Source organism: Daejeonella rubra (genome assembly GCF_900103545.1).
Classification (GTDB): domain Bacteria; phylum Bacteroidota; class Bacteroidia; order Sphingobacteriales; family Sphingobacteriaceae; genus Daejeonella; species Daejeonella rubra.
On the sequence record NZ_FNHH01000002.1, the window covers coordinates 169,884 to 189,008 of the forward strand.

At 39.4% G+C, this 19,125-nt stretch carries 20 protein-coding genes; 6 read left to right on the forward strand and 14 right to left on the reverse strand.

Going from position 1 to position 19,125, the window contains the following annotated elements; all coding sequences use genetic code 11:
- Positions 1-58: 58 nt before the first annotated feature.
- The 4 genes from BLR27_RS02230 (at position 59) to BLR27_RS02245 (ending at position 4,922) form a co-directional block, all read left to right on the forward strand.
- Positions 59-1,564, forward strand: coding sequence for a DUF1501 domain-containing protein (locus BLR27_RS02230; RefSeq protein ID WP_090698936.1), 1,506 nt, complete (start codon positions 59-61; stop codon positions 1,562-1,564).
- A 28-nt stretch (positions 1,565-1,592) separates the two neighbouring features.
- The gene (locus tag BLR27_RS02235) at positions 1,593-2,528 is read left to right on the forward strand and encodes a sugar phosphate isomerase/epimerase family protein (RefSeq protein WP_090698939.1); all 936 of its coding nucleotides are present in this window, start codon (positions 1,593-1,595) and stop codon (positions 2,526-2,528) included.
- Between the two features lie 18 nt (positions 2,529-2,546).
- On the forward strand, positions 2,547-3,971 hold the full coding sequence (locus BLR27_RS02240; RefSeq protein WP_090698943.1) for a c-type cytochrome domain-containing protein: 1,425 nt from the start codon (positions 2,547-2,549) through the stop codon (positions 3,969-3,971).
- Between the two features lie 114 nt (positions 3,972-4,085).
- Positions 4,086-4,922 carry a metallophosphoesterase family protein gene (locus BLR27_RS02245; protein WP_090698946.1) on the forward strand — a complete coding sequence of 279 codons (837 nt, stop codon included), beginning with the start codon at positions 4,086-4,088 and terminating at the stop codon, positions 4,920-4,922.
- 46 nt (positions 4,923-4,968) lie between these two features.
- Here BLR27_RS02245 and BLR27_RS02250 read toward each other — a convergent pair whose 3' ends face one another.
- The 6 genes from BLR27_RS02250 to BLR27_RS02275 all read right to left on the reverse strand — a co-directional run bounded on the left by BLR27_RS02250 (position 4,969) and on the right by BLR27_RS02275 (position 11,270).
- A complete protein-coding gene (locus BLR27_RS02250; RefSeq protein WP_090698950.1) occupies positions 4,969-7,056 on the reverse strand; it encodes a TonB-dependent receptor in 2,088 nt (695 codons plus the stop codon).
- A gap of 190 nt (positions 7,057-7,246) precedes the next feature.
- Complete coding sequence (gene dnaJ, locus BLR27_RS02255; RefSeq protein WP_090698953.1) at positions 7,247-8,419, reverse strand: molecular chaperone DnaJ; 1,173 nt, start codon at positions 8,417-8,419, stop codon at positions 7,247-7,249.
- 60 nt (positions 8,420-8,479) lie between these two features.
- Entirely contained in the window at positions 8,480-9,094 is a 615-nt protein-coding gene (locus BLR27_RS02260) for a nucleotide exchange factor GrpE (RefSeq protein WP_245704400.1), read from the reverse strand.
- Positions 9,095-9,205: 111 nt separating this feature from the next.
- On the reverse strand, positions 9,206-9,886 hold the full coding sequence (locus BLR27_RS02265) for a cell division ATP-binding protein FtsE (RefSeq protein WP_090698958.1): 681 nt from the start codon (positions 9,884-9,886) through the stop codon (positions 9,206-9,208).
- Complete coding sequence (locus tag BLR27_RS02270; RefSeq protein ID WP_090698962.1) at positions 9,883-10,086, reverse strand: fructose-6-phosphate aldolase; 204 nt, start codon at positions 10,084-10,086, stop codon at positions 9,883-9,885. The genes BLR27_RS02265 and BLR27_RS02270 overlap by 4 nt, the downstream gene beginning before the upstream one ends.
- Before the next feature lie 164 nt (positions 10,087-10,250).
- Positions 10,251-11,270, reverse strand: a complete 1,020-nt coding sequence (locus tag BLR27_RS02275; protein WP_176767584.1) for an acyl-CoA reductase — start codon at positions 11,268-11,270, stop codon at positions 10,251-10,253.
- Between the two features lie 106 nt (positions 11,271-11,376).
- Between BLR27_RS02275 and BLR27_RS02280 the strand changes: the two genes are divergently transcribed.
- Positions 11,377-11,727 (forward strand): 4Fe-4S dicluster domain-containing protein, encoded by a 351-nt coding sequence (locus tag BLR27_RS02280; RefSeq protein WP_090698966.1) that lies wholly within the window; start codon positions 11,377-11,379, stop codon positions 11,725-11,727.
- A 56-nt stretch (positions 11,728-11,783) separates the two neighbouring features.
- On the opposite strand, the gene BLR27_RS02285 is transcribed toward BLR27_RS02280, so the two are convergent.
- Positions 11,784-12,257: a universal stress protein gene (locus BLR27_RS02285; RefSeq protein WP_090698970.1), complete on the reverse strand. Its 474-nt coding sequence runs from the start codon at positions 12,255-12,257 to the stop codon at positions 11,784-11,786.
- A 74-nt stretch (positions 12,258-12,331) separates the two neighbouring features.
- Between BLR27_RS02285 and BLR27_RS02290 the strand changes: the two genes are divergently transcribed.
- Positions 12,332-13,117, forward strand: a complete 786-nt coding sequence (locus BLR27_RS02290; RefSeq protein ID WP_090698974.1) for a C40 family peptidase — start codon at positions 12,332-12,334, stop codon at positions 13,115-13,117.
- Between the two features lie 23 nt (positions 13,118-13,140).
- Here the strand turns inward: BLR27_RS02290 and BLR27_RS02295 are convergent, their stop codons facing one another.
- From BLR27_RS02295 to hisC, 7 genes are all read right to left on the reverse strand, one after another.
- Complete coding sequence (locus BLR27_RS02295) at positions 13,141-14,061, reverse strand: WD40 repeat domain-containing protein (RefSeq protein ID WP_090698979.1); 921 nt, start codon at positions 14,059-14,061, stop codon at positions 13,141-13,143.
- Positions 14,062-14,102: 41 nt separating this feature from the next.
- Positions 14,103-14,696, reverse strand: coding sequence for a bifunctional phosphoribosyl-AMP cyclohydrolase/phosphoribosyl-ATP diphosphatase HisIE (gene hisIE, locus BLR27_RS02300; RefSeq protein WP_090698984.1), 594 nt, complete (start codon positions 14,694-14,696; stop codon positions 14,103-14,105).
- Between the two features lie 18 nt (positions 14,697-14,714).
- Entirely contained in the window at positions 14,715-15,518 is an 804-nt protein-coding gene (gene hisF / locus BLR27_RS02305) for an imidazole glycerol phosphate synthase subunit HisF (protein ID WP_090698988.1), read from the reverse strand.
- 95 nt (positions 15,519-15,613) lie between these two features.
- Positions 15,614-16,363 (reverse strand): 1-(5-phosphoribosyl)-5-[(5-phosphoribosylamino)methylideneamino]imidazole-4-carboxamide isomerase, encoded by a 750-nt coding sequence (locus BLR27_RS02310; protein WP_090698995.1) that lies wholly within the window; start codon positions 16,361-16,363, stop codon positions 15,614-15,616.
- 4 nt (positions 16,364-16,367) lie between these two features.
- Positions 16,368-16,961, reverse strand: a complete 594-nt coding sequence (hisH, locus tag BLR27_RS02315) for an imidazole glycerol phosphate synthase subunit HisH (protein WP_090699000.1) — start codon at positions 16,959-16,961, stop codon at positions 16,368-16,370.
- Positions 16,958-18,052, reverse strand: a complete 1,095-nt coding sequence (gene hisB, locus BLR27_RS02320; RefSeq protein ID WP_090699004.1) for a bifunctional histidinol-phosphatase/imidazoleglycerol-phosphate dehydratase HisB — start codon at positions 18,050-18,052, stop codon at positions 16,958-16,960. The genes hisH and hisB overlap by 4 nt, the downstream gene beginning before the upstream one ends.
- Positions 18,049-19,110 (reverse strand): histidinol-phosphate transaminase, encoded by a 1,062-nt coding sequence (gene hisC, locus BLR27_RS02325; protein ID WP_090699009.1) that lies wholly within the window; start codon positions 19,108-19,110, stop codon positions 18,049-18,051. Before hisC ends, hisB begins: the two co-directional genes overlap by 4 nt.
- Positions 19,111-19,125: the final 15 nt, after the last annotated feature.

A 19,125-nucleotide genomic window follows, 5' to 3' on the forward strand; every position in this document is an offset into this window, starting at 1 on the left:
AAGAGGTAAATATTGACATTTATGCTATCATTTATTTGAGGCAAAATCATTTTCGATAATGAAGAATGAAATTTTAATTCAACGGTTATTAAAGGAGGCTGAACAAGCAGCTCTGCAACAGCATACAAGGCGGCATTTTCTGAAAGAAAGTGCGATGGGCTTTGGTGCTTTGGCCTTAGGGTCATTGCTGGGTAGTTGCGGGACCAATTCATCAGAAGCATCCAGTAGTTTGTTTGATGCATCGAATCCGCTGGCACCCCGGTCTCCGATGTTCCCGGGTAAAGCTAAATCTGTCATTTATTTACACATGGCAGGCGCACCTTCCCAGCTGGAGTTATTTAGTTATAAGCCTGAACTGGCTAAGCTGGATGGTCAGGATTGCCCGCAGTCACTCCTGGAAGGTAAAAAATTTGCATTCATTCGTGGTGTACCGAAGATGCTTGGTCCACAAGCTAAATTTAAACAATATGGCCAGAGTGGTTTATGGTTATCTGATAATTTACCCCATCTGTCAACAGTAGCAGATGAAATTGCTATGCTCAATGCAGTAACGACAGATCAGTTTAATCATGCGCCGGCGCAATTATTAATGCAGACCGGTTCTGCAAGATTAGGCCGGCCCAGCATCGGTTCATGGGTAACCTATGGGATGGGATCTGAGAATAAAAATTTACCGGGCTTTGTTGTTTTAACCTCAGGTGGTAATAATCCTGATGCTGGGAAAAGCGTTTGGGGCAGCGGATTTTTACCAAGTGTGTACCAGGGAGTACAGTGCAGGGGAGAGGGTGATCCGGTTTTATTTATTAAGGATCCGGATGGGATGGATAGAGACTTGCGTAAAGCTTCAATTGATGCGATCAATAAAATAAATCATGATCAGTACGCGGAGTACCAGGATCCTGAAATACTTTCCCGGATCGCACAATATGAAATGGCCTATAAGATGCAGATATCTGTACCTGAGGTGATGAATATCAATGATGAACCGGCTTATATTCATGAGATGTATGGAACAGAACCAGGTAAAACCAGTTTCGCAAACAATGTATTGCTGGCAAGAAAGCTCGTGGAAAAAGGTGTCCGCTATATTCAGCTTTTTGACTGGGGCTGGGATACACATGGAAATTCTGCCAGTGGTTCTGTTGATATTGGTTTGGTAAATAAATGCCGAAGCGTTGACAAGCCGATAACAGCATTAATACTCGATCTGAAACAAAGAGGATTACTTGATGAAACTTTGATCGTTTGGGGTGCAGAATTTGGAAGAACACCCATGCAGGAAAATCGCGAAGGTAAAGATATGCCTTATAAAGGCAGAGATCACCATGCCGGAGCATTCAATATGTGGATGGCAGGCGGCGGAATTAAAGGAGGAACTTCTTATGGTGAAACTGATGAGATCGGCTATGATATAGTGAGCGGAAAGACTGAAGCATTTGATATTCAGGCTACTATATTAAATCAGCTGGGCTTTGATCATGAGAAATTAACATACGAGTCTCAAGGGCGTCCATTCCGTTTAACAGATGTGGGAGGTAAAGTGATAACAGATATTATTTCTTAGAAATTCAGTTCGATCCCTTAACAATATTATGAAACAAGATAGAAGAGAATTTATTAAGACCTCTGCAGCCGGTTCTGCTGCATTATTATTATCCTCAATGGAATCATTCGCGAATCAGACTGAACCAATGCCTGAGACCAATAAAAATTATGCATTAAAGATCTTAGCTACCAGCTGGGGTTTTGTGGGAACGATGGATGCATTTTGCGCTAAAGTGAAGAAAGAAGGGTATGATGGGATAGAGTTATGGTGGCCAACAGATAATAAAAAGGCTCAGGATGATATTTTTGCCGCCTTGAAAAAGTACGATCTTGAAATCGGCTTCTTATGCGGCGGATCCCAGGTAAACCCACAGGAACATCTTGCATTCTACAAGAAAATGATTGATGCGGCAGCCAGACAAAATATCCAAAGGCCGTTGTATATTAACAACCATTCAGGAAGAGATCATTTTAGTTTTGATGACAACAAGAAGTTCATAGAACATACTCAGGCACTTGCCAAAGAAACCGGAATCCTGATCTGTCATGAAACTCACAGAGGGAGAATGTTATTTGCAGCTCATATCACAAGAAAGTTCATCGAAAGCTTCCCTGAATTGCGTTTAACATTAGATATTTCGCATTGGTGCAATGTTCATGAAAGTTTATTGGCCGATCAGAAAGAAACTGTTGAAATGGCTTTGAGCAGAACAGATCATATTCATGCCAGAATAGGGCACCCGGAAGGTCCGCAGGTGAATGACCCCCGCGCACCTGAATGGGAGCCGGTAGTCAGGCAGCATTTTGAATGGTGGGATAAGATTGTGGAGAGAAAGAAGAAGAATGGAGAGGTAGTAACCATACTTACCGAATTTGGACCACCTGATTATATGCCCACTTTGCCTTATACAAAACAACCTTTAGGAGATCAATGGGCTATAAATGTACATATGATGCACCTGCTCAGAAAAAGATATTCCTGATCCTTTTATTCCTGCTGAATGATTATTAGCTCTGTTATTTTAGAGAACATTACCGAATTTATTGGAAGGTTCCATCCTGTTCTGGTTCACCTGCCGATTGGCGTATTATTAGTTGCTGCACTTTTTCAATGGTTATCCAGTAAGGAGAAATATCAATCCTTATCAATAGCAGTGAGCATTGCCTTATTCTGGGGAATGATCAGTGCTATTTTATCCTGCATCAGCGGTTATCTGCTTTCCAATTCCGGCGATTATGATGGGGACCTTATCTCTAATCACCAATGGTTTGGGATCGCTGTAGCCAATATTTCAATTCTTGCTTACGGCCTGAACAGAAGAAAGAAGGATAACATCTGGGTAACGGGACTGATGGTATTGCTGATCATTATTACCGGGCACTTAGGCGGATCAATCACCCATGGTTCGGATTATCTTTTTAAGGCTTTTTCAAATAGTGATAGTAATGCTATCACAACAAAAAGGATACCTATCCCTGATATTAATGAAGCTCTTGTGTACAATGATGTCATCAGGCCGATACTGACAGCCAAATGCTATAAATGCCATGGTCCTGATAAGCAAAAAGGTAAATTGAGACTGGATATGCCTGATCTGATCTTAAAAGGAGGGAAGGGGGGACTCGTTCTTGTAGGTGGCAAGGTTGATGAAAGTGAACTGATCAAAAGAATCCTTCTTGCAAAAGATAGTGATGATCATATGCCTCCATTGGAGCAGCCGCAGCTGACAAAATCTGAGTTGGACCTATTGCATTGGTGGGTAAGCAGTGGTGCAGATTTTAATAAGAAAGTTAATGCACTCGTTCAAACTGATAAGATCAAACCTGTTTTACTTGCCTTACAATCAGAGGAAGTAAAAGAAGAGCTTAAGCTTTCAGATGTGCCTGCAGAGTCAGTTGAGATTGCAGATGCGGGTGCTATCAAACAATTGCAGGAAAGAGGTATTGCCTTAACGGCAGTTGCTCAGAACAGCAACTATTTGTTTGCAAATTTTGTGGCAGTAGAAGGTTTAACTGAAAAGGATCTGCAGTTACTGGATCCAATCAGGAAACAATTGATCTGGCTTAAATTGGGAGATTCGAACCTGAAAGATCAGATGCTTGGAAGTATTTCAGCTCTATCTTCACTTACCCGTTTATCTCTGGAGCGTACAGCAATAACTGATCAGGGAATTGGGCAATTGAAAAATCTGGAAAAGCTGCAATACCTTAATTTGTTAGGAACAAAGGTAAGCGCAAAGGGATTGGAGCAGTTAAAGAGCTTGAAAGAACTAAGGCAAATATTCCTGTTCCAAACTTCAATAAAGCCTGAAGAAGCAGAACAGCTAAAAAAAATATTTCCTAAAGCCATGATCGATTTCGGAGGATATAAATTACAGTTTCTGGAGAGTGATACCACTGAGTTAAAAGATCCAAAATTGAAATAGGGGATAGACAGGGCGTTTAATTATTTAATATTTAATAAACATGAATAACATTTTAAATTTTGAATTTTACATAAGTATTTTTACTATTTAGATTTATTCAGGCATTTTCAAATTATGAAAAAAAATATCAAAGATCAATCAAGACGAATATTTATCAGGCAGATATCACTGGCTTCGGCCTTGCTGCTTAGCGGAAAGATCACAGATCTGTCTGCATCTGAAGTGTATGGATTAAAATCAAAAGTGAAGCTCAGGTTCGCTGTCGCCTCCGACTTTCATTATGGTCAGCCGGATACAGCCTTTGATGAAATGACGGAGAAGGTTATTAACCAGATCAACCTGTTTAATAAAACCAATAAACTGAATTTTTGTCTAATAAATGGGGATATCATTCATAATGAAAAATCTTTTCTTCCATTGGTTAAGAAAAAAATAGATCAGCTTGAGGTACCTTATTTTGTCACCAGGGGAAATCATGACATGGTTAGCAGTGAATTCTGGAATGAGGTATGGAAAATGCCATTGAATCATAGCTTTGAGGCCAAAGATTCAGCATTTATTCTGGCTGATACCTCCAATGAGCAGGGAACTTATGTTTCTCCAGACTTGGTTTGGTTAGAGTCGAAGTTAGAGCAGTATAAAAGTAAAAAGAATGTGTTTTTGATCCTTCATATCCCTCAGGCAAAATGGACCAAACATGCCATTGATACTCCTGATTTTTTCACACTAATTAAAAAGTATCCAAATATCCGCGCTGGTTTACATGGCCATGAGCATGATCAGGATGGTGTGAAGATGGCAGATAATATACCTTTCCTGTTTGATTCACATGTTGGAGGCAACTGGGGTACTCCATACAAAGGTTTCCGGGTTCTGGAGCTTCTGAATGATGGAACTTTAGTTACTTATATGATGAATCCAACTGAGAAATTAGCAGAAATGAAATATTGATCTAATACATCCGATGATCAATTCATCGGATGTATTTTTTTAAAATTTATAAAGTAAGTTTCATTCCGGCAAAGAAGTTGCGCGGAGCAGCAGCATTGAAATATCTGCCACCAAAGGCGTTCAGATCATTCCCCAGACTGTAGGTTTCATCCAGCAGGTTATCTATTCCTGCAAAAACATCAATTACAGGCTTGCCCGGTTTACTGGTTCTCCATCCGGCTTTAAAATGTACCAGATCAAATGATTTTGAATAAACGCTATTTGCGTCATTCAAAGCAATTTTTGAAGTGTAATTGTGCTGAGCGAACAGGTAGAAATTCTTTTGGAACCGGAAATCCAGTCCGCTGATCACTACCGCCCTTGGTGTACCTGTCAGGCGGTTTCCTGAATAATCACTGGTTCCATTTACATAATTCTGAAAGAAATACTTGCTCAATGTATAGCTGTTTTGTACTTGAAAGCCACTCAGGAATCCTTTGGACCCCGGTTCAATGAGCCAATAGCTGGCCTGAGTTTCCACACCTGTTTGACGAGTACCACCTGCATTTAAATAATATTCAGTATCATTTGCATTAACCCTGCGCACTATGGCATTCTCCAGTCTGTATTGGAAGATTGATGCATCCAGCCACAACCTGTCATTTCTGTTACGTAATCTGAAACCTGCTTCATAATTCCATCCGGTTTCTGATTCAATATTGGCGTTAATTATATTATCAGATGCCCTCACCTCTGCGATCGTTGGAGGAGAGTAACCTCTGCTTACTGAGGTACGAAGCGCCAGATTATCAGAAAGTTTATAAGACAATGCGAAACGAGGCATTAACTCCGGATCGAATTTGCGCTCAAAGCGGGTGGCGTAAGTACGGATATCTTTTGAAAATTTATACTTATAATAATTTAAGCTTGCAGCAACTTCTGCACTCAGTTTTTCTCCGATATTCGTTGAAAAACGGGTGAAATAAAAGAATTGGTTTGAAATAATATCATCCTGTGCCTGAAGGCTGCCCTGTACACCTCTGTTATTGTTATAATTGGCTATATCAGCTCCGGTACTTTGTAATTCGAGACCTGCGTTCCACTTCCAATTAATTGATTTATCCTCATTTCCTGATAATTCCAGATAAGTACGTAGCCCGGCAGTATTTTCTTTGCGGATTTCATAATTAGTTATGAAAGGATTCAGGTAATCTGTTGTTGAACCGTAAAGAGCTACAACATGTCGCAGGTTGTCAATGATCTTTGCTTCATTTACAATTCCGGCATATAAGGTATTGTTTTCAATACGGGCTTTTTGTGCCACAGGACCAGCCGCAAATGCTGTTGACGGTCTCGCTGCCCTTGGGTTAGCCGTATATTGAGCGAGAGTTAATCCTCCTGGAGTTTTATATTCCAGATCTGAATAGAATGCCAGAACACGAAGTTGATTCTCCTCTGAATAATTCATCCGGTACATCACTTGTGCAAAGTTTCGGCTCATAGCACTATGCTCTCTGTATCCATCAGACCTCTGGTAAGAATGGTTGATATTCAGATATTGATTTTTGAATTTTTTCTGCAAAGCAATTTTTTCCTGGAATAAGCCATAAGAACCGCTGCTAATTCCTGCTGATGCCCATGAACTGTCAGAATGCTTGTCAACAGGGTTTAACAAGACAACGCCGCCTGAGTTCGCGCCGAATAAACTGCCATCCGGTCCTTTTAATACTTCAATATTATGAATGCTGTTTACATCAATAAGGTTCAGATAGGTATTGCCTCCTGCATCTGTTAATGGGAATTCATCCAGGTAAACCTTCACATTTCTAACCCCGAATGGTGAACGTAATGAACTTCCACGAATAGATAAGCGGTAACTTCCCGGAGATCTCTCTTCCATTCTTATACCGGGGACTGAATTCAGAGCCGGAAGCATTGAAATGCCGGGTTGATCTCTAAGCTGCTTATTACTGATCAGGCTGACAGATGAAGGAACCCGAAGGATAGGTTGCTCAGAAAGATAGGCACGTATCACTATTTCTCCCACTTTCTGGACAGAATCTACCTTGCTTTGGGCAAAGCTGAAATTAACAAGGAGTATGAACAACAAGGAAATTGTTATTCGCTTAGGTATTAAGTATCTGTGTAGGTCCATTTCTTTATTTTAACGCCATACAATCATAGGCAGGCCAAATTTATTAAAACTTACGTGTATAAATCAGGGAATTAATTCTTCCGGATGTAAAATTTTTGAATGAATTGCTTATTATTAATAAGCATTGATAAAAAATTGGAATAAAACAAAAAAACCACCCTGTTTTGGATGGTTTTTTTGTTTTCAGAACTTATTCGAAGTACTCTTTCATTTTATCGAAGAAGCTTTTTTCGTTTTTTCCAGGTTGTGGTTTGAAATTGGGAGATTCCTTTAAGCGATCTAAAACATCACGTTCCTCTTTTGAAAGTACTTTTGGGGTCCATATATTTATATAGATCAATTGGTCTCCACGGTGATAAGAATTTACTTCAGGCACACCTTTGCCTTTCAGACGTAGAATTTTACCTCCCTGGGTTCCCGGATCAATCTTGATCTTTGCTTTTCCATCTATCGTAGGTACTTCAATGCTTGCTCCGATCGCTGCATCAATAAAACTGATATGGAGGTCATAAATAACATTATTGCCTTCACGTTTTAATGAATCATGCGGGGTTTCTTCAATGAGAATGATCAGATCACCTGGAATACCACCACGAGGTGCGGCATTTCCCTTACCACTCATAGATAATTGCATTCCTTCACTTACTCCGGCAGGAATGTTAATGCTGATAGTTTCTTCACCGCGTGTTAGACCATCTCCATGACAGGTAGTACATTTTGAAGTGATCTGTGTACCTTCTCCATTACAAGTCGGGCAGGTGCTGGTAGTTTGCATCTGTCCCAGAATGGTGTTTGTTACCCTTCTTACAGCTCCACTGCCATTACAAGTCTGGCAGGTATTAAATGATGATTTATCCTTTGCTCCACTTCCGTCGCAAGTTTCACAAACAACCTGCTTGTTTACTCTGACTTTTTTCTCTACACCTTTTGCAATTTCTTCCAGGCTTAGTTTGACTTTGATGCGTAGATTACTTCCGCGTGCTGCACGTCGTCCGCCACGGGTTTGCTGCTGACCTCCGAAAAAACTGTCAAAAGGACTGCCGCCACCGCCGCCGCCACCGAAAATATCTCCGAACTGGCTGAATATGTCCTCCATATTCATGTGACCACCACCGCCACCACCACCATTAGGGCTTGCAGCTCCACCGGCGTGACCAAACTGGTCATATCTTCTTTTCTTTTCAGCGTTACTTAAAACCTCATAGGCTTCAGCTGCTTCCTTGAAATTCTCTTCAGACTGTTTATCGCCCGGATTTTTATCCGGATGATATTTAATTGCCATTTTTCGATAAGCTTTTTTTATCTCATCTGCAGTTGAGCTGCGTGTTACTCCAAGTATGTCGTAATAATCTCTTTTAGCCATTTTTATAAATAAACACTATGCACCTTTTTATAAGCCCGGCATAAAGGCTGGCATAGTATCCTATGCTCCGATTATAACTTTTGCAAAGCGTATCACCTTATCATTCAGGTAATATCCTTTTTCTAATTCGTCTAATACTTTTCCTTTGAGATCATTTGATGGTGCAGGAATATTGGTGATACCTTCATGAACATCGGCATCAAATTCAGCACCGATAGAATTCATCTCTTTAAGACCTTTACTTGTCAATAGGTTTTTTAATTTGTGATGAACAAGTTTCACCCCTTCTTTCACGGCCTCTATATCCGAAGCTGTTTCCATTGATTTCTGAGCTCTTTCAAAATCATCAAGCACAGGTAAAAGATCAACGATCACATCTTTTCCCGCTATCTGAAGTAATTCCAAGCGCTCCTTGCTTGTGCGACGTTTGAAATTGTCAAACTCTGCATATAACCTTAAGTATTTATTCTGCCATTCAGAAGCCTCTGCTTTTAATTTATCTTCATCTGAAATTTGTTCCTCTTCTGCTTGGGCTGAATTTTCATCAATTTCTGGTACCTCATTATTCACTGCCTCGTTTTCTTCCAGAATATCTTTTTGATCCGTATTTTCAGTCGTTTGATTCTCTTCCATTTTTGTCTTCTTCTTTTTATTCAATAATTCTGAAAATTTCATATTATTTAATGGCAATTTTTTTGCCAAAAATTAAATCAGTCAAGCTGTCAGCATTTCGGCTGTAATCAACTTACAACTGACATTAATTGCTGTTTATTTAATTGAGAATTATTAGATCGTAACGTCCTGATGTATGATCCCACCTTCGCATTTAATAATTCTTGATGGAAATGTCCTGATGATATGATAATCATGAGATGCCATTAATACGGCAGTCCCCGATTGACTGATCTGTTTTAACAGGGTTACAATATCTTCAGATGTATCCGGATCCAGATTACCTGTTGGTTCATCGGCCAGGATTAATTCAGGATCATTCAGTAAGGCTCTTGCAATAACAACCCGTTGCTGCTCACCACCCGATAACTCATGAGGCATCTTTTTTATTTTTGAGCGTAATCCAACTTTTTCAAGTACATCTAATATTCGTGTTGAGATCAGCTTTTTGTCTTTCCAGCCGGTAGCTTTCAATACAAATTCCAGATTCTCCTCGATGGTACGGTCTGTCAGTAATTGAAAATCCTGAAATACAATGCCCAGTTTACGGCGCAGGAAAGGAATTTCCTTGTCACTGAGTTTTCTAAGATCAAAACCTGCAACCTGACCTTCCCCATTTGCAATATGGAGCTCACCGTAAATTACTTTCAATAAGCTACTTTTACCCGATCCTGTTTGTCCGATCAGGAAAACAAATTCCCCGGGACTGATCTGGAGGTCAACATTATTTAGAACAAGATGTTTCTGCTGGTATATGTCTACACCATTTAATTTTATAACTGAGTTGCCTATCATAATTCAAGTTTTAAAATTTGCCCGAAAGGCAGGTCTTTAATTTTATCCATAATGTATTCAGCCTGTTCAGCGAAACCAGCTTTATCCAATGCTTTTTCAGGCCTGTCTAAACGAAAATACGCCAGCAAGGTGAACTTTTCATCACGTAGTTGAACGTAATCCGGGATCTTTGCAACCCCCCTAACTTTAATCACATACATTGGCGGCAAAGTTAATTATTTAGTATTTAGTAATTAGTAGTTAGTAGTTAGATATGAAGTGCTAATTTGAAAATTAGCGTTAATCCTTCTGAAAACAGACAACAGATAACAGATAACAGATAACAGACCTCATACTTCTGATCTCATACTTCCGACCTCAGTCCTCATAATCCTCTCAAAAACGCCATTGTATCTACTCCATCTGCATAATCCGATAAGCCCGGACGCTGGCTCTGCCCAAAAGGAAGTACATTCATGTTTAAATCTGATCTTGAAATAATGCATTGAATACCTTCTTCATTCTCCAGTAATTCTTTTTCTACCTCCTCAACGCTTTCATATTCCTCATAATAGACTACTGCTAAGGGAGAAGCCATTCGCTTATCCTCTTTCAGAAGTAAGAATCCATTATCAAGATGTTTATCCATATTAACAAGGAATATGGATTTATTATAGTCATAATTATTATTGTACTTATGATGATCAGCAACCGATTTAAAATCTTCAATAGATTCAAAGAAAGTATTGAAATTATAGCCCTTTGGCACATAGAACTTAGAAACATTACGGCAGCCCAGGCCATAATAGTCAAAAATGTCATGACCCAAAGCCCTGAGTTCCTCCCTGCTTTCATTACCATTTAAAACGGCGACGCTGTTACGGTTCTTGCGTATTATATGAGGAACTTTGCTGAAATAATATTCAAAATATCTGGATGTATTATTACTTCCCGTTGCGATCACAGCATCAAAGTCTTTTAGTCTTTCGATAAACTCAAATTGTTCAGAAAGGCCGGGTTCTATCTCTGTCAGCTTGCCCAGGATGTATGGTATTAATTGTTTGTCCTGTGAAGAAAGTTTGATCAATGCTTTATTTCCGGAAGCCAAAACACATAGAATATCATGGAATCCAACCAATGGGATATTGCCTGCAAGAACCAGCCCTACAGCATTCATTTTATCCGGTTCATCTGTATTAGAATCAGCCCATTTCTCCAAATCTGGTTCATTTAGCATTTCTGCAATTGCGTTTACGGCCATGGCAGTACTTTGTGGACTGAACCAGGCATTGTATTGTTTTGCAGAGCTTATAAGTGAACTTAATTGCTCATCCGGGTTTTGCAGAATATGTCCTAATTGTACAAAAGCCTTGATTCGTTGTTTGCTTGTCAAAATCTTACTCATCCAAAAATTTTACTTCAAATAATGTTATATTTGTCACACTGATTAAAAATGAGGTTTTTACTCATTTTAATGCAAAATTAACTTAACAAATAGACTTTTAGATAAAATGGCAATTAAAATCACCGATGAGTGTATTAACTGCGGGGCTTGCGAGCCTGAATGCCCGAATAATGCAATTTACGATGCCGGTGCAGCATGGAGATTTTCGGATGGTACTAATCTCAGAGGACTAATTGATTTTGGAGATGGTACAAATCTGAATGCTGAAGAAGCCCAGTCCGCAATTTCTGATGAAGTATATTACATAGTTTCTGATAAATGTACTGAATGTGTTGGATTTCATGACGAACCACAATGCGCTGCTGTTTGTCCTGTTGACTGTTGTGTAGATGATGAAGATGTACGTGAAACCCGTGAGGAGTTATTGGCTAAGAAAGCCTGGCTTCATGTTGAATAAAATAGAATTCTAATAAAAAATGCGAACTGGTTTTCAGGTCGCATTTTTTTTGTCTTTTATTTCTTGTCCTGATTGGGAATGATCAGAACCGGGCATTTAGCTTTTCGGGCTACACTTTCCGACACGCTTCCCGAAATGAAATGATCAAATCCTGTCCTTCCATGTGTTCCCAGTATGATCATATCTGCCTGGCAGTCCTCGGCAACGGCAAGTATTTCGTCCTGTGCCCTTCCTATTTTGGTTATGGAAGAAATTTCAACCACATCACCATGTTGTTCCTTGATTTTTTTAAAGAGCAATTTACTCGCCTCTTCCTGAATATGCATCAGCTCTGGTATCATAGCCGGAGATTCATTTAAAAGGGGGTCTGCAGAATAGGGTGAACTGATCGGAATTTCATCAACATGTACCAAAGTTATTTTAGAGCCCAGGTTTTTGGCCAATAGAACCCCGTAATTTACTGCTTGATCCGAATATGGGCTGTCTTCAACAGCTATAAGAATTCTATGAATATTTTCAGGACTTATCATGAGCTTAGGATAGATTAAATGATATGAATTTCAGCATTATAGCTAATTTAATCTAAAATTGGTTTATTTGCAAGATGAATCGACAGTTTGGTGTATGTAATTTGTCTTTGGTACCCTTAAGGACTGAACCATCCGACAAAAGTGAGATGTGTTCACAGATGCTATTTGGGGATCATTTCATATTAATTGAAATTACCGATAAATGGTCCAGAATACTGACTGCCTTTGATGAATATGAGGGCTGGATTGACAATAAGCAATACACCCAGGTTAGTCAAACGGCATTTGATGGATTAAACAACTTCAACTCAATTCTTGGAACTGAAGTATTTCACAGCATTGTAAAATCAGATAGCAACTCAGTTTTGAAGGTCCTGGCAGGTTCAACTATCCCTCACTCAGTGGATGGCTTTTTTTATTTGGGAGAAACAAGATATAAATTGGATGGAACTTCAATTGATCCAACTAAATCTGAATTTCGGTCAGGTGTCAGGGATGCTGCCATGTTTTATTTAGATGCACCATACTTGTGGGGAGGCCGTTCCATATTTGGGATTGACTGCTCCGGTTTTACTCAACTGGTATTTAAGCAATTTGGGATAAGGCTAAAACGTGACGCCTGGCAACAAGCAGAGCAGGGTGAGCTTCTAGGCTTTATACAGGAGTCAAGAGCAGGAGATCTGGCATTTTTCGACAATGAAGATGGCCGCATCACTCATGTTGGCATCATGTTGAATGATCAGCAGATCATCCATGCTTCCGGAAGAGTGAGGATCGATTCAATTGATACCCAGGGGATTTATAATGCTGAATTAAATCGGTACACGCATAAACTCCGAATAGTGAAACGCTTTTCTTAGGCAGGAATTTGTTTTTTCTGTTATTACAGATCATCAAATCCGATTTCCCAGATCTTAAGAAGTTTGTCATCGCTCACGGAGATAAGCCTTTGATTAACAGGCTCCCATATTATTTTATTGATCGATAATCGGTGGCAATCATATCCTTTTTCGATACTGATCGTTTTTTTCAGATCGAAATTTTCAGTATCCCAGATCTTAATACTCTTGTCTCTGCTTGCTGTCGCGAGGTAGGGGAGAACCGGGTGAAACGCAATAGCATAGATGGAAAACAGGTGTGCGGGAATACTCTGAATCAGTGAATAATCAGCAGTACTCCATACCTTCAATTGGGCATCTCTGCTTCCCGAAAGCAACTGTTTGCCATCAGGAGAGAATTGTAATGAACTTATCGGCATGGTATGTTGATCAAGCACACATTTAAGGCTATAATCTTTCAGATCATACAATCTGACAGTATTGTCTTTGCAACCGAAAGCCACAGTTTTTTCATCCGGACTTATACTGATCACTCTTACTGTTGCATCGGAAACCTTGAAGCTGTACAGCATTTTCAAATCAGTCAGATCCCAAACTGAAACTGTTCCATCTTCTGAAGAAAATAACACTTCATTTTTTGATGCAATTGATTTGATATCAAATACAGGAAGCTTATGGAAATGTAATACAGAACTGACTTTTTGTTCTTGAAAATTAAATACGTCAACCTGGCCATTACGCTCACCGGCAAGAAGCAGGGGCGCAGAAGCGGGGCTATGCAATGAATAAACGGAAGAACTTACCGGGAACAGTACTTTTATAAATCCGGGGGTCTCTAAGCTCCACTCAACAACGCCTTTATCATTCCCTGCAGTAAAAAGAATACCTTTTTTCTGTGAGTTTTCTACTGTATAGATCGGATTTTGATGTCCGGAAAGCGTTGCAGTATTTTGAATCTGGATCATAAATTATTCAGCTTAGTCCGATTAGTCTGAAAAAGCTATTATTATTTCCCTGAATGTCTGTTTTCCAGATTTTGGGCAATGGTTGAGAGACTGACATTCTTTTCTCTCATTAAAACCAATAAGTGGAAGATCAGGTCAGATGCTTCATTAATAAAATCATTCTCTGTTTCATTCAATGCTGCAATTACCGTTTCAACACCTTCCTCTCCAACTTTTTGTGCAATCTTATTGATCCCTTTGCCACGAAGCTTATTCACATAAGATCCTTCCAGTGGATTTGTATAGCGGTCCTCAATGATTTTTTCCAGCTCGAAAATGAAGTTCTGGTTAAAATTGGTATCAAAACAACTTCTGGTACCTTTATGACATGTCGGTCCCACGGGATTGACCCTGATAAGCAGCGTGTCATTGTCGCAATCTTCCTTGATCGAAACAACATGAAGAAAATTACCGCTTTCCTCTCCCTTGGTCCAGAGCCGGTTTTTGGCTCTTGAAAAAAAGGTAACCTTCCCTTCCGAAACTGTCTTTTGATAAGCTTCTGAATTCATGTAACCCAACATCAGTACCTCAAGTGTTTTTTCATCCTGGATTACCACGGGTACCAGACCTTCACTTTTATTAAAATCGATCGTCATTTCGTCTGTTTTTAGAGGTTATAGCCTAACCTCAATATTATTTTGATCTAATATATTCTTAAGATCCGGAATCAATATCTCGCCATAATGAAAAACTGAGGCAGCAAGTGCGGCATCAACGTTTGTCAATTTGAACAGATCAACAAAGTGCTGTACAGTGCCGGCTCCGCCAGATGCAATTAGTGGAATGCTAATTGTATCATTGATCTTTTTCAGTAGTTCATTATCAAACCCTGCTTTAGTACCATCATGGTCCATGGAAGTCAGAAGTATCTCTCCGGCACCTCTTTCCTCCGCTTCTTTGATCCAGTGTTCTGTTTCAATATCAGTAGCAATTCTGCCGCCGTTCAGATGAACATAATTTTTACCATTTATATGTTTGGTGTCGATGGCTACAACAACAAACTGTTTTCCAAAAGCGAGTGCCAGTTCATCAATAAATCCAGGGTTCCTGACCACCGCAGAATTTACTGAAATCTTGTCTGCACCCGAATTAAGTAAAATATCAGCATCAGCGATCTCATTTATTCCTCCGCCAATTGTAAATGGAATATTTATCTGGCGTGCAACAGAACGAACAAGTTCAACCATTGTTTTGCGCCTTTCATGAGTGGCTGTTATGTCAAGGAATACTAATTCATCAGCACCCTGACCGGAGTACTGGTAGGCAAGTTCAACAGGATCGCCAGCATCGCGCAAAGCGACAAAATTGACCCCTTTTACTGTACGCCCGTCTTTAACATCCAAACAGGGAATGATCCTTTTTGCAAGTTCATTTCCTGCGGGGGTATCAGAGAGGTTGGTTTTTGTTAATGTATTCAAATCTTAATATCGATTTTTGTCCTGTTTCAGAATCGTTTGATCAGGTCTGCAGGTGCTTTTGATTTTCAGAAAAAGTGTTTTTTATCCGGATAGGATTAGAAACTGATAAGTGCTTTTAAATTCCAGTCTTTGATCTCTTCAATAGAGATCTTTCCTTCGTAGATCGCTTTTCCAACCACACAGGATTCAACTTTTATCTTTTGCAGCTCTTCAATATCTTTCATGGAGCTTACACCTCCTGAGGCGATCAGCTTTATGAACGGCGAATGTTCGAGAAGCTTCTTATAAAGGCCTACACCGGCACCGCCAAGTTTTCCATCTTTATCAATATCCGTGCATAAAAAGCGAAAAAATCCGAGATTAAGACATTTATCAACGTAATCCATCAGCTTTATAGGTGAACTCTCCATCCATCCTGAATATTTGATCACTTCATCGAGAACGTCAATGGCTACGACAACCTGATCCTGACATTTTTCTCTTCCACAAACCTCGAGGCTTAATTCTGAAAGAAAATTGGCATTGGTCAGGGCCTGAGTTCCTACAATTACACGGTGAATACCTGAATCGATCAGCTCTTTCACTTTTTCTATACTTCTAACACCCCCGCCGTACTGAACTTTAATATCAGTTTTCTTAATAATGTCGAATAGGAATTTTTGATTGCTGAAATCGCCTTTGGCGCCATTCAGGTCAATAATGTGTATAAACTCGGTACCGTTCGACTGATATTTATCGATCATCTCTTCGAGAGTAACATCATACGAGGTTACCTGATCGTAATCACCTTCGCGCAAGCGAACAACTTTACCGTTTAAAATATCAATTGCTGGAATAATATACATGGGCTTATGCTAAGTGTGCAAAATTTTTCAATAATTGTTCCCCGGCTAATCCGGATTTTTCCGGGTGGAACTGAACTCCGTAAAAATTATCTTTTTGTATAACTGCAGAGAATTTAATTCCGTATTCTGCTAAAGCAATGGTAAAATTAGAATTAAATTCTATAAAATAAGAGTGAACGAAATAAAAATGTGAACCTAAGGGGATGTCACTAAATAAAGGTGTTCCTGTGTTTTGAAAAACCTTATTCCATCCTGTATGAGGAACTTTTACTTTTAGTTTTTCACTGAAGAGCCTGGTTTCCAGGGGTATAATATTTGTTAAGACGGAATCGCCCTCTTCAGAGTGCCTGGTTAATAGTTGCATTCCCACACAAATACCAAGTACAGGTTTCTTTAATTTAATTATGGATGGAACCAGTCCGGTATCCTTCAGTTTCTGCATGGCAGAACCCGCATGGCCTACACCAGGGATAATATACCGGTCGTATTTTTCAAAGTCTTCCGCAGTCTTGATCATCCCATAACTTAAGCCAAGACGATCTAAGGCAGCAGTCAGTGAAAATATATTACCTGCTCCATAATAAACTATTCCGATCATAATACTCCTTTGGTGCTGGGCAGTTCAGTTCCGGTTATTTGTATAGCCTGTTTAATACTTTTTGCAAGGGCTTTGAAGCTCGCTTCAATCATATGGTGGGTATTGGTACCATCAATTATCTTTAAATTTAAGTTCATTCCGGCATGTTCCGAGAAGGATTTCATCCAATGTTCGAACATCTCCGTAGGAAAATCACCAACATACTCCCTGTCAAATTTGCCTTCATAAATAAAATAAGCACGGTCTGAAAAATCAATGGCACATTGTACCATTGCCTCATCCATTGGCAATAAGAATCCGTAACGTTCAATTCCTCTTTTATCTCCCAAAGCTTGTTTAAATGCTTTTCCTAATGCAATCGCGCTGTCTTCAATGGTATGATGCTCATCAATTTCCAGATCACCATCAACCTTTAAAACCAGATCAACGCCTGAATGTTTTGCAAGCTGATCGAGCATATGATCATAAAACTTCAATCCGGTGTCAATACTGTGTTCACCCTTGCCATCCAGATTCAGACTTAGTTTTATTTTTGTTTCCTTAGTATTCCTTTCCAGCTCAACTAAACGGTCTTTTTTTCTGGTCAGAAAATTTGAAATGTCAAGCCAGTTCTTACTGTTCAATACCGCTTTTTCCTGCGGCTGATCCGAATAAAAAATTGACTTGCAGCCAAGATTAATAGCTAATTGAATATCTGTCTCCCTGTCGCCAATGGTATAAGAATTGTGCAGGTCGATCAGGTTTGATATCAGGTAATTTGTTAATAATCCGGTGTTTGGTTTACGATTCGGACTGTTAGCTTCTGGAAATGAATCATCCACAAAGATTTCAGCAAAGGTAATGCCTTCACTATTCAGGATATCCAGCATTTTTTGATGCGGTTTCTGAAAATCTTCTTCCGGAAAGCTGCTTGTTCCGCGTCCATCCTGATTGGTCACCATAACCAGCTCATATCCAAAATCCTGAAGTTTTTTTAATGAGGATATGGCGAAAGGAAGGAATTCCAGTTTCTCCAGGCTGTCTACCTGAAAATCTTCAGGTGGTTCAACGATAATTGTGCCATCGCGATCTACAAACAATACCTTCTTCATATCTTATTTAATTCTTCAAAGTTTTTAAAAGCTTCAATTAATAGTTTATTTTCTTTTGGTGTTCCGATCGTTATCCTTAGACATCCTTCACAAAGTTCAACCTTTGAACGATCGCGTACAATAATACCCTTGTTTACCATAAACTGGTAAATTTCTTTAGGGTTAATGGTTTTTACCAGAATGAAATTTGCATCAGATGGATAAATAGTTAAAACCGATGGAAGAATACTTAGTTCTGCTTTAAGTTTTTCACGTTCAGCAACTGTTTCTTTGATCCAGCTATTTACCTGTTCCACATTTTGCAGGGCTTCGAGAGCAAGTTCCTGAGATGCTTCATTGATATTATAAGGTGGTTTAACCTTATTGAAAACCTCAATGATCTCTTCACTCGCAAAGGCCATTCCAACGCGTAAACCAGCCAGGCCCCATGCTTTTGATAAGGTTTGTAACACTACCAGGTTCGAATATTCTGTCAACTCCTGAATAAATGTTTTTTGTCGGCTATAATTGATATAGGCCTCATCAATTACGACAAGTCCGTTAAAGTTTGCCAAAATGGTCTCAATATCATCTCTGTTTATTGAATTACCTGTTGGGTTATTGGGTGAACAGATAAAAATGATCTTGGTGTGCTCATCAACAGCCTCGGAAATAGCTTCCATATTAAGCTGATAATCAGCTGTTAGCTTAATTTTACGAACCTCTACATCATTGATGTTTGCAGAAACCTCATACATTCCATAGGTTGGAGGAACAGTTATCACATTGTCTGATCCGGGATTGCAGAATGCGCGGAAGAGAATATCAATTGCTTCATCACTTCCATTGCCCAGGAAGATATTTTGAGGAGGAACACCCTTGATTTCTGAAAGGCGTTTCTTAACCTTGAATTGTAATGGATCCGGATAACGGTTATAACTTTCACTTAAGGGTGAACCGTAAGCATTTTCATTGGCATCCAGAAAAACTGAGGCCTCCCCTTTGAATTCATCTCTCGCTGATGAATACGGAACAAGCTCTTTTATATTTTTACGAAGTATATTCTGTAGGTTGAACATCGTATGGTTGATTTA